The organism is Sphingobium sp. (genome assembly GCF_032153725.1).
Taxonomy (GTDB): domain Bacteria; phylum Pseudomonadota; class Alphaproteobacteria; order Sphingomonadales; family Sphingomonadaceae; genus Sphingobium.
The window spans coordinates 1-10,811 of the sequence record NZ_JALDYQ010000112.1; the positions used below are offsets into that span (position 1 = coordinate 1).

General features: G+C 64.6%; 8 protein-coding genes. 5 read left to right on the forward strand and 3 right to left on the reverse strand.

From position 1 onward, the window contains the following. Positions 1-69 precede the first annotated feature (69 nt). Positions 70-1,533, reverse strand: a complete 1,464-nt coding sequence (locus RUH75_RS22280) for a PLP-dependent aminotransferase family protein (protein ID WP_313809388.1) — start codon at positions 1,531-1,533, stop codon at positions 70-72. 89 nt (positions 1,534-1,622) lie between these two features. On the opposite strand from RUH75_RS22280, the gene RUH75_RS22285 reads away from it, so the two are divergent. After that, positions 1,623-2,225 (forward strand): hypothetical protein, encoded by a 603-nt coding sequence (locus RUH75_RS22285; RefSeq protein ID WP_313809389.1) that lies wholly within the window; start codon positions 1,623-1,625, stop codon positions 2,223-2,225. 49 nt (positions 2,226-2,274) lie between these two features. Here RUH75_RS22285 and RUH75_RS22290 read toward each other — a convergent pair whose 3' ends face one another. After that, a complete protein-coding gene (locus RUH75_RS22290) occupies positions 2,275-2,736 on the reverse strand; it encodes a hypothetical protein (RefSeq protein ID WP_313809390.1) in 462 nt (153 codons plus the stop codon). Between the two features lie 86 nt (positions 2,737-2,822). Here RUH75_RS22290 and gyrB point away from each other — a divergent pair, with 86 nt between their 5' ends. Genes gyrB through RUH75_RS22305 form a run of 3 tightly spaced genes read left to right on the forward strand, consistent with a single transcriptional unit; the run spans position 2,823 to position 6,416 of the window. Further along, a complete protein-coding gene (gene gyrB, locus RUH75_RS22295; protein WP_313809391.1) occupies positions 2,823-5,330 on the forward strand; it encodes a DNA topoisomerase (ATP-hydrolyzing) subunit B in 2,508 nt (835 codons plus the stop codon). Positions 5,331-5,334: 4 nt separating this feature from the next. After that, entirely contained in the window at positions 5,335-5,895 is a 561-nt protein-coding gene (locus RUH75_RS22300; protein WP_313809392.1) for a DNA-3-methyladenine glycosylase I, read from the forward strand. Beyond that, entirely contained in the window at positions 5,892-6,416 is a 525-nt protein-coding gene (locus tag RUH75_RS22305) for a membrane-like protein (protein WP_313809393.1), read from the forward strand. The genes RUH75_RS22300 and RUH75_RS22305 overlap by 4 nt, the downstream gene beginning before the upstream one ends. Positions 6,417-6,815: 399 nt before the next feature. Here the strand turns inward: RUH75_RS22305 and RUH75_RS22310 are convergent, their stop codons facing one another. After that, positions 6,816-9,227 (reverse strand): ligase-associated DNA damage response DEXH box helicase, encoded by a 2,412-nt coding sequence (locus tag RUH75_RS22310; RefSeq protein ID WP_313809395.1) that lies wholly within the window; start codon positions 9,225-9,227, stop codon positions 6,816-6,818. 218 nt (positions 9,228-9,445) lie between these two features. Here RUH75_RS22310 and RUH75_RS22315 point away from each other — a divergent pair, with 218 nt between their 5' ends. Further along, complete coding sequence (locus RUH75_RS22315; protein WP_313809396.1) at positions 9,446-10,771, forward strand: cystathionine gamma-synthase family protein; 1,326 nt, start codon at positions 9,446-9,448, stop codon at positions 10,769-10,771. The last annotated feature ends 40 nt before the right edge of the window (positions 10,772-10,811 follow it).

Genomic DNA, 10,811 nt, shown 5'->3' on the forward strand with positions numbered 1-10,811 from the left:
CGGGACCCCGGATCAAGTCCGGGGTGACGAGAGTGCGGATGTCGGAAAATGGCCATTTCCGGCCAAGGGTCAGATCAGCCGGTCCGCCTCCAGCGCGGCTGCCAGCGAATCTCGGCCGCGCGGCACGCGGGCGTGGAGGCGGGCGTCCGCCTCAGCCAGCCGCTCGACGCCCATGCTCAATTGCTCTTCGGCCAAGGTGAAGGGCAGCCGCAGGAAACGCTCGAACGCGCCGCTGACACCGAAGCGCGGTCCCGGCGCCACCCGCACGCCGTGGCTTTCGGCAAGCGCGGCCAGCGCCGTCGCTTCGGCCCGGGGCAGTTCCGCCCAGAGCGACAGGCCCCCGGCGGGCGATTCGACGCGCCAATGCGGCAAATGCCGATCGATCAGGCGCAACAGGTGATCCCGTCGCCCGCGCAGCATGTCCGCCCGCGATCCCAATCCTTCGTCCGCGTCGATCAGATGCGCGACGGCAAGCTGCTCCACCACCGGACTGGCCATGTCCATCGTCGTACGCAGGCGACCGAGCGCCGCGATCGTCTGCGGATCGGCGCGAATCCAGCCGACGCGCAGCCCGCCCCAGAAAATCTTGCTGGCCGACCCCATGGTGATGACCTGCCGTCCCGACGGATCGTGCACGGCGACCGGCGGCGGCGGCAGATTGTCCAGCCCCATCGCCACCATCGTCTCATCTATGATCAGCGGCATATGGTTGCGCGTCGCCGCCGCCACCAGCGCGCGGCGAGTGGCCGGGTCCATGCTGCGCCCGGTCGGGTTGTGGAAATCCGCGATGATATAGGCGAAACGCGGATTGGTCTGGCGGAAGGCCGCATCCATGGCGTCGATATCCCAACCCTGCGCGGGCAGACCCACGGGCACGGGCACGACATGAGCGCGTTGCAGCGCCTGAATCGCATTATGATAGGTCGGATGGTCGATCACCGCCCGATCCCCGGGCCCCGCCAGCCATTGCAGCAGCAGTGAAAAGCCCTGCTGCGCGCCATTGGTGACGATGATCTGGTCCGGGCTGGTCGGACAGCCACGCCGCTCATAATGCGCCGCAATGGCTCGGCGCAGCGGCGACAGGCCCAGCGGATCATAACCCAGTTCACCGAGATAGGCTGGCAAGGCCTCGACCGCTGCCTGACAGGCACGGCCGACGCCCGGCGCCGCCGGCAGAGCGGCATGCGTCCAGTTCAGGATGTTGCCGCCGCTGGCCGTATCGATTTCCGGCAGGTCCTGCTCGATCCGGCCGGGCGGCAGGCGCGTGACGCTGCCGGAACCCTGCCGGCTTTCGAGAAAACCCTCATCGCGCAGCCGGTCGAACGCCGCGGCAATGGTCGTGCGGCTAAGACTCAGCGCGGCGGCCAGTTCCCGCTCCCCCGGCAAGCGGACATTGAGGCCGATGCGCCCGTCCAGCACCAGCATCCGCAGCGCCTGCGCCAATTGGCGATAGGCCGGTTCAGCGCTGTCCGCGGCGCGCCAGGCGCCCAGCAGGCGAAGCAGAGAGGGTGGCCGCAACAGGGAAGTGGACATGATGATCAATTCCAATCCAGATGTTGAAGAGGCCAGTTATCCGATAATGGCCATTTTGTAAAAGGCCATTCCGGGCGATGGCGGACGTCATGATGATGCACCGCCGCCTTTTTCAGCTGTTCTGGGGTCTTGGCCTCTATGGTTTTTCCATGGCGCTGATGTTGCGCGCCAATCTGGGGCTGGACCCCTGGGACGTGCTGCATCAGGGCGTGGCGCCGCGTCTGGGCCTGAGCTTCGGCATGACCGTCAACCTGATCGGCGCCGTCGTGCTCCTGCTCTGGTGGCCGCTGCGGCAAAGGCCGGGTATCGGCACGGTTTGCAACATCGTGGTGATCGGAACGGCGGTGGACCTGAGCCTCATGCTCCTGCCGGTGCCGGAAGGTCATGCCATGCGCTTTGCCTGGCTGGGGGCCGGGATCGTCCTCAACGGCATAGCGGGTGGTGCCTATATCGGCGCGGGTCTGGGGCCGGGGCCGCGCGATGGACTGATGACCGGATTCTGCCGCCGCACCGGATTGCCGGTCAAATGGGTGCGCACCGGCATAGAGATCGGCGTGCTGGCGGTTGGCTGGCTGCTCGGCGGCACGGTGGGCGTCGGCACCATGGCCTATGCGGCGACGATCGGCTGGATCGTGCACCATGCCTTGCCCTTCTTCACCATCGCTCCGCCCCAGCGTCCCGCCCTGACCTGATCCGGTTGCCCCCCTGACCGGCCGGCATGGAGTCCGTCGGCCGGTCCCTTTAACCCGCGATCAGCCTTATCGCGGCGCTCGACACCCAACCGCTGAGGCAGGGGCCGACATAGGGCTGCTTGCGATCCACCGGTTCGGAGACGCCGCAATCGGCGGCTGCTTCGGGAACGAGGACAACCCCAAGCCACTTCTGATCGAGGCTGCGGGTGCAGACCCAGGCGCGGCTGCCCTCCCCCATGCGGGCGATTTCCTTTGCATCGGCAAAGGGCGCAGCGCGCACGGCCAGCCCCTTGGCACCGACGCGCGCCGCCTGTCCCATGGCACCGCAGGCATCGAGGCGCGGACCATCCTCCCCGATCGTCACCGAACGGGTGAGACGCGATTCCAGCCGGGTTTCAGGTACATCCTCGCGCGGCGCGCCCGCCAGCGAACTGTTGGGCAAATCCTCCAGCACGTCGCTGCTTTTCGAGCAGGCGGCGAGGATCAGGGCCAGAGCGAGAAGGGAACGCATAGATGCCTGATAGACCGCGCTTTCCATGGGCGGAAGACGCCATGTTTCGCTTTAGTTTCTTCGGGCCTTTCCCTATATGCTCGTGCATGAGCGAGCACAGTCAGAACAACCCCAACAGCAACGCCTATGGCGCCGACAGCATCAAGGTCCTGAAAGGGCTGGATGCCGTGCGCAAGCGGCCCGGCATGTATATCGGCGACACCGATGACGGTTCGGGCCTGCATCATATGGTGTTCGAAGTCAGCGACAATGCGATAGACGAGGCGCTGGCCGGGCATTGCGACCGCATCCTGATCACGCTCAACCCCGATGGATCAGTGAGCGTCGAGGATAATGGTCGCGGCATCCCGACCGACATCCACAAGGAAGAAGGCGTATCGGCGGCCGAGGTCATCATGACCCAGCTGCACGCCGGGGGTAAGTTCGAGAACACGTCCGACGACAATGCCTATAAGGTGTCGGGCGGCCTGCACGGCGTGGGCGTTTCCGTGGTGAACGCGCTCAGCGAATTTCTGGACCTGCATATCTGGCGGGACGGCAAGGAGCATTATATGCGCTTTGCCTATGGCGATGCCGTCGCGCCGCTAAAGGTGATCGGGGATGCGCCTGCCGGCAAGAAGGGCACGCGCGTCACCTTCCTCCCCTCGACCGAGAAAGCGCCGGGCGACGGCGGCACCTTCAAGAACCACACCGAATTCGATTTCGAGAAGCTGGAGCATCGCTATCGCGAGCTGGCCTTCCTCAACTCGGGCGTGCGGCTGTTTCTGGCCGATGCGCGGCATGAGGAGAAGAAGGAGGTCGAGCTGTTCTACGAGGGCGGCATCGCGGCCTTCGTGAAATATCTCGACCGCAACAAGCAGCCGCTGATGCCCGATCCGATCGCGATTTCGGGCAGCCGCGACGATGTGACCATCGACGTCGCGCTGGAGTGGAACGATTCTTATTATGAAAATGTGCTGTGTTTCACGAACAACATTCCGCAGCGGGACGGCGGCACCCATCTGGCAGCCTTCCGCGCGGCGTTGACCCGGACGCTCAACAATTATGCCGACAAGTCGGGGCTGCTGAAGAAGGAGAAAGTGTCGCTCACCGGCGAGGATATGCGCGAAGGCCTGACCGCCATCGTGTCGGTGAAGCTGCCTGATCCGAAATTCTCGTCGCAGACCAAGGACAAGCTGGTGTCGTCGGAAGTGCGCCAGCCGCTCGAAAGCCTGATGGCAGACAAGATGGCGGAATGGCTGGAGGAAAATCCGGGGCACGGCAAGATGATCGTCCAGAAGGTGATCGACGCCGCCGCCGCGCGCGAGGCCGCGAAGAAGGCGCGCGAACTGACCCGCCGCAAGGGGGTGATGGACATCGCCTCTCTGCCCGGCAAGCTGGCCGACTGTCAGGAACGCGACCCCGCCAAGTCCGAACTGTTCCTGGTCGAGGGTGACTCGGCAGGCGGTTCGGCCAAGCAGGGGCGCAACCGCCACAATCAGGCGATCCTGCCGCTGAAGGGCAAGATCCTGAACGTCGAGCGCGCCCGTTTCGACCGGATGCTGTCGTCCAAGGAAGTCGGCACGCTGATCCAGGCGATGGGCACCGGCATCCGCGACGATTTCAATCTGGAAAAGCTGCGCTACCACAAGATCGTCATCATGACCGACGCCGACGTGGACGGCGCGCATATCCGTACGCTGCTGCTGACCTTCTTCTATCGCCAGATGCCCCAGATCATAGAGGCGGGGCATCTCTATATCGCGCAGCCGCCGCTTTATAAGGCGACGCGGGGTCGATCAGAGGTTTACCTCAAGAATGAGGCGGCGCTGGAACAGTATCTGGTCGACAATGGCGTGGATTCGATGGCGCTGGAAACCACCGGCGGGATGCGGTCGGGCGACGATATGCGAAGCCTGATCGAGCATGGGCGGCGGATGCGCGCGGTGATGCGCTATGTGCCGCGCCGCTATAATCCCGCGATCATCGAGGCATTGGCGATCAACGGCGCGCTCGACCCGGAGCTGAGCCATGACGCGCAGGCCGAGCGGCTGGCGAACACGGTTCGCTGGATGGATACGCAGGACAGCGAAGGCAGCTGGAGCGGCCGGATCGCGGAGGAAGGCGGCTTCCACTTCGAGCGGCTGTGGCGCGGCGTGACCGATCACCACATGATCGAGGCAGGCTTCATCGGTTCGGCCGAGGCGCGCAAGCTGCATGCCATCGCTGCCGAGGAAGCCGACAGCTATCGCACGGCGAGCCGGCTGGTGACGGCCAAGGCGGCGGCTGCCGCCGAGGAGGCTGGGGATGACGATCTGCCGGTCGCGTCCAAAGGCGCGGTCGCCGTCACCCGGCCGAGCGAATTGCTGGAGGCGATCCTCACCTCCGGGCGCAAGGGGTTGGCGATCCAGCGCTATAAGGGCCTGGGCGAGATGAACGCCGAGCAGCTGTGGGAAACCACGCTGGACCCGGACAATCGCTCCATGCTGCGGGTCGAGGTCGAGCAGGCGGACGTGGCCGACGAGATCTTCACCCGCCTGATGGGCGATGTGGTCGAGCCACGGCGCGAATTCATCCAGGACAATGCGCTGAACGTCGCCAATCTGGACGTCTGACCTGATGGAGCGGGTCCGTTGCGGCTGGGCCGGGACCGACCCGCTTTATTGCGCCTATCATGACGAGGAATGGGGCGTGCCGGAGCGCGATTCGCGCAGGCTCTGGGAAACGCTGATGCTGGAGGGGTTCCAGGCGGGGCTCAGCTGGATCACCATATTGCGCAAGCGGGAGACGTTCGGGGCAGCCTTTGCCGGGTTCGATCCCGATAAGGTGGCGGCTTTCAGCGGAGCCGATATCGAGCGGCTGATGGGCGATCCCGGCATTGTCCGGGCGCGCGCGAAGATCGAGGCGACGATCCGGGGCGCCCAGATTTTCTGCGCCATGCGGGACCAGGGCGAGGATTTCTCGGCCTATGTCTGGGGCTTCGTGAAGGGCGCGCCGATCCGAAGTGACGGCCTGAACGTTCCGGCCAAGACCGCGCTGTCGGAAGCGATTTCCAAGGATCTCAAGAAGCGCGGCTTCAAATTTGTGGGACCGACCATCGTCTATGCCTGGATGCAGGCGATCGGGATGGTGAACGACCATGCCGCGACCTGCTTCCGCCGGGACCAAATCGCCCCATGACACGGCTCTGGCCTCTCGGCTTTACGCTGATGATGGCCGCCTGTGCGGGCGAGAAAGACGAGTTCGCCGCCAATAGCGCGCAGGCGCAAGCCTCGGCGCCTATCATCGCCCGGAAGGAGGTCGCGAATCCAAGCGTTGAAAATGTTTCGGAAACGGTTCCACGTAGAACGGTCACGGAACGGGCGCCCTCGCCTGTCTCCTCCGACCGCCCCACTGACGATCACTATCGCGCGATCGGAACAGAACCTTTCTGGGCAGTGACGGTAAGAGGTTCGACCGTCACGCTGGAGCGGCCGGACAAGGCGCCGATCCGATACACCGTCTCGCGCCATGGCGATGGAAAGGCGATCCGCTATCTGGGTGACGGCTTCTCGATGGTCCTTACCGAAGGGCCATGCAGCGATGGCATGAGCGATGCTATCTGGTCGGACCGGGTGGCGGTGGCGTTCGGAGAGGGAACGCTGAACGGTTGCGGCGGGGTGCGGGATGATCAGGATTCGGGTGGTCCTGATCGGAGATGATGCCCACGCCGGGGGGCTTGGCCGCCTTGTCCTTTGGGTGACAAAGGTGACACGATAGAGGCGCGGAAAGGCGTCCTTTCGTGCGAAATTTCCTATTGCAGCTTACGGTTCAAAGAACTGGTTTGCCTTACCTCGGTTGCGAGGTTGTAGGACAGAAAAACTTGCGTCTGGTTTTGGCCATTTCCAGCCATTAAGCGTGACGTGCTCCTGCGAAGGCAGGAGCCCAGTTCAGACGTTGCAATGATGAGGCGAGGGCGGGACTGGGTTCCTGCCTGCGCAGGAACACGGTGCGCTTCAAGGAATGCTCAGGTAAGCCGACCGTCCGCCTTCCACCCTCCCCTGACATTCCCTCGTCACCTGGACTTGATCCGGGGTCCCGTTTTTCTTCTTACCCCATCCCTAATCCTTGCGCATCGCCTCTGCGACCAGCGCCTCAGCCTCGATCAGCAGCGCATCCTCCACCTCGTGCTGCGCGACCTGTTCGCGGCCGATGAGGATCAGGACGGGAACCGCCAGAGGGCTGACCCGGTCGAGGTCGATGTGCAGCATGGTGGCCGACGCCCGGTCGATCAGGTCGCCCAGGCGCCCCACATCCGTCATTCTGGCGCGCGCGTCGGCCCAGGCAGCCTTCAGCAAGAGATGGTCGGGCTGATATTTGCGCAGCACGTCGTAGATGAGGTCGGTCGAGAAGGTGACCTGCCGCCCGGTCTTGCGCTTGCCGGGGTGCTGACGCTCGATCAGGCCGGAGATCACCGCGACGTCGCGGAAGGCGCGTTTGAGCAGGCTGGACTGTTCCACCCATTCGACGAACTCATGGTCCAGAATGTCGGCGGAAAAGAGGCTGGCGGGATCGGTGACGGGCTTCAGGCCATAGACCGCCAGCGCATAATCGTTGGAGACGAAGCCCATCGGCATCAGCCCCTGCGCATCCATGCGCCGGGTGAGCAGCATGCCCAGCGACTGGTGGGCATTCCACCCCTCGAAACTGTAGCAGACGAGATAGTGACGCCCTTCATGAGGGAAGGTTTCGATGAGGAGCTGTCCCGGCTCGGGCAGGGCCGAGCGATATTTCTGCACCTCCAGCCATTCGCGGACATCCTCCGGAAAGCGCGACCATTGGTCCGGTTCGGCCAGGAAGCGGCGGACCCGTTCCGCCAGGCGCGTGGACATGGCCATGCGGGTGCCGCCCCAACTGGGGATGCGCGCCTGTTTCGACGTGGCGCGGACGATCAGGTCGGTCGTGTCCATCCGCACCACCTCCAGCGCCATGCCGGAAAAGAAGAAGCTGTCGCCGGAGCGCAGCGTGGCGGCGAACCCCTCCTCCACCGTCCCCAGTTTGCGGCCATTGGCGAAGCGGACATCCAGCACCGGCTGGTCGACGATGATGCCCGCGTTCAGGCGATGCTGTTGGATGAAACGCGGGTGGGAGACGCGCCACATGCCGTCCGCATCATGGGTCAGCCGCTTGAACCGGTCATAGGCGCGCAGGGCATAGCCCCCGCCCTCGATGAAGTGGAGGACATTGGCAAAGGCTTCCTCCGTCAACGCGCCATAGGGCATGGCGGAACGGATTTCGGCCAGCAATTCCTCCTCGCGGAAGGGCCCGGCGCAGGCCAGGCCCATGACATGCTGGGCAAGGACGTCGAGGCTGCCGGGACGGAAATCGTCGGCGTCGCGCTCCCCCGCCTCCACGGCGTCGAGCGCGGCGCGGGCTTCGAGATATTCGAAGCGGTTGCCGGGAATGAGGATCGCCTCACTCGGCGTGTCGAGCCGGTGATTGGCGCGGCCGATGCGCTGGAGCAGGCGCGAACTGCCCTTGGGCGCCCCCATCTGGATCACGCAATCGACATTGCCCCAGTCGACGCCAAGGTCGAGCGACGCGGTGGCGACGAGGGCGCGGAGTTTTCCCGCCGCCATCGCCGCTTCGACCTTGCGCCGCGCTTCGACTGAAAGGCTGCCATGGTGGATGGCGATCGGCAGGTTCGCGTCGTTCACCGACCAGAGCGACTGGAAAATCAGTTCGGCCAGACCCCGCGTGTTGCAGAAGACGAGCGTGGTGGCGCGGCGTTCGACCTCCTCCATCACCTGTTTGGCGGCATATTTGCCCGAATGGCCGGACCAGGGGACGCGGCCTTCGGGGATGAGGATCGCGACATTCGGTTCCGCGCCCTGTTCGCCGATGACCGGGGTGACGGCATGGATGTCGCCATCCGGCGCGAGCCAGGCGCGATAGGCGTCGACATCCGCGACGGTGGCGGACAGGGCGACGCGGCGGAGGCCGGGGTTGATCGCTTGCAGGCGGGAGAGCGAGAGGTTGAGCAGGTCGCCGCGCTTTTGCGTGGCGAAGGCGTGGACCTCGTCAATGATGACGGTCTTGAGCCGTGCGAACATCAGGAAGCTGTCCGCATGGCTCAGGAGCAGCGAGAGCGATTCAGGGGTGGTGAGGAGGATTTGCGGCGGGCGGGCGCGCTGGCGGGCCTTGCGGTCGGAGGGGGTGTCGCCGGTGCGGGTTTCCACGCGGATCGGCAGGTCCATTTCCTCGATCGGGGTCAGAAGATTGCGGCGGACATCGACGGCGAGGGCTTTGAGCGGCGAGACATAAAGGGTGTGGAGCCCCTCAGTGGGTTGATCGATCAGGTCGGTGAGGGCCGGCAGGAAGCCCGCGAGCGTCTTGCCCGCGCCGGTGGGAGCGACGAGCAGCGCATGCGCGCCGGACCGGGCGGCATTCAGCATGTCGAGCTGATGGCGGCGGGGTGTCCAGCCGCGCGAGGTGAACCAATGCTCCAGCAGTTCGGGTAGGCGTTGGTTCATGGGATTGATGTAGGATGGCTGGGAGGAAAGGTCATCCTTTTCAACGCGGCCCAACCCCGAAGCGCTCCGTGCTCCTGCGAAGGCAGAAGCACCGTAATAAATATCCAGCGATGCGGAATAAAATTACGCGCACCATCTGGCCCCCTCCCCCCCAAAGGCGTTACACTCCCGGCCATTACAGCGGCGCAGCAGATGCCGCAGACATGCAGGAGAAGCAAATGACCGGCGAAACCGAAGCCGACCTCACCGGCGCGGAACCCGCGCGCAACCGCCGCCGCCCCAAGCAGCCGATCATGGAGATCGACGGCCGCAAGCTGAAGCCCGCGACGCTCATGATGGGCCATGGCTTTGACCCGACCCTGTCCGAAGGATCGCTGAAGCCGCCGATCTTCCTGACTTCCACCTTCGCCTTCGAAAGCGCGGCGGCGGGGAAGCGGCATTTCGAGGGCGTGACCGGGATTCGGCCCGGCGGCGCGGAAGGCCTTGTCTATTCGCGCTTCAACGGCCCCAATCAGGAGATTGCGGAGGACCGGCTGTCGATCTGGGAAGAAGCGGAGGACGCCCTGCTCTTTTCCAGCGGCATGTCGGCCATTGCGACGACCTTGCTCGCTCTGGTGCAGCCCGGCGATGTGATCGTGCATTCGGCGCCCCTCTATGCCGCGACCGAAGCGCTGATCGGACGCATCCTCGGCAAGTTCGGGGTGCAGTGGCTGGATTTCCCTGCGGGCGCGACCGAAGAGGAAATCGGCACGGTGATCGAAAAGGCCAGGGGTCTGGGCCGCGTGGCGCTGATCTATCTGGAAAGTCCGGCCAATCCGACCAATGTGCTGGTCGATCTGGAGGCGGTAGTCGCGCGGCGCGACTTTTTGTTTGGCAACGAAGAATATCGGCCGCCGATCGCCATCGACAATACGTTTCTGGGGCCGCTCTGGCTTCATCCGCTGAGTCATGGCGCCGATCTGGTCATCTACAGCCTTACCAAATATGCGGGGGGACATAGCGATCTGGTCGCGGGCGGCGTGCTGGGGCCGAACGGGTTGATCAACACGATCCGGCTGATGCGAAACACCATCGGCACGATCCTCGACCCGCATTCGGCCTGGATGTTGCTGCGATCGCTGGAGACGCTGGAACTGCGGATGAGCCGGGCGGGCGAGAATGCGGCGAAGGTCTGCGCATGGCTGAAGGACCAGCCGCAGGTGGAGAAGGTCGTCTATCTGGGCTTTCCGGAAACGGAGCGGCAGGCGGATATCTATCGGCGGCATTGCACCGGGGCGGGATCGACCTTTTCGCTCTATCTGAGGGGTGGCGAGGCAGAGGCCTTTGCCTTTCTGGATGCGCTGAAGATCGCGAAGCTGGCGGTGAGCCTGGGCGGGACCGAGACGCTGGCAAGTCATCCGGCGGCAATGACCCATTTGTCGGTGCCCGCCGAACGCAAGAAGGCGCTGGCGATCAGCGACAATATGGTGCGCATCTCGATCGGCTGTGAGGATGCGGACGATCTGATCGCCGACTTCGCGCAGGCGTTGCGGGCCGTGGGATGAGGCATCGGCCGCTGATGCCGATTGGCGGGTAGAGTCATTC

What these genes read in the sequence shown, in the direction of transcription:
- RUH75_RS22280 (WP_313809388.1), bottom strand. Translation starts at nt 1,533, where the DNA reads ATGTCCACTTCCCTGTTGCGGCCACCCTCTCTGCTTCGCCTGCTGGGC.
- RUH75_RS22285 (WP_313809389.1), top strand. Translation starts at nt 1,623, where the DNA reads ATGATGATGCACCGCCGCCTTTTTCAGCTGTTCTGGGGTCTTGGCCTC.
- RUH75_RS22290 (WP_313809390.1), bottom strand. Translation starts at nt 2,736, where the DNA reads ATGCGTTCCCTTCTCGCTCTGGCCCTGATCCTCGCCGCCTGCTCGAAA.
- gyrB (WP_313809391.1), top strand. Translation starts at nt 2,823, where the DNA reads ATGAGCGAGCACAGTCAGAACAACCCCAACAGCAACGCCTATGGCGCC.
- RUH75_RS22300 (WP_313809392.1), top strand. Translation starts at nt 5,335, where the DNA reads ATGGAGCGGGTCCGTTGCGGCTGGGCCGGGACCGACCCGCTTTATTGC.
- RUH75_RS22305 (WP_313809393.1), top strand. Translation starts at nt 5,892, where the DNA reads ATGACACGGCTCTGGCCTCTCGGCTTTACGCTGATGATGGCCGCCTGT.
- RUH75_RS22310 (WP_313809395.1), bottom strand. Translation starts at nt 9,227, where the DNA reads ATGAACCAACGCCTACCCGAACTGCTGGAGCATTGGTTCACCTCGCGC.
- RUH75_RS22315 (WP_313809396.1), top strand. Translation starts at nt 9,446, where the DNA reads ATGACCGGCGAAACCGAAGCCGACCTCACCGGCGCGGAACCCGCGCGC.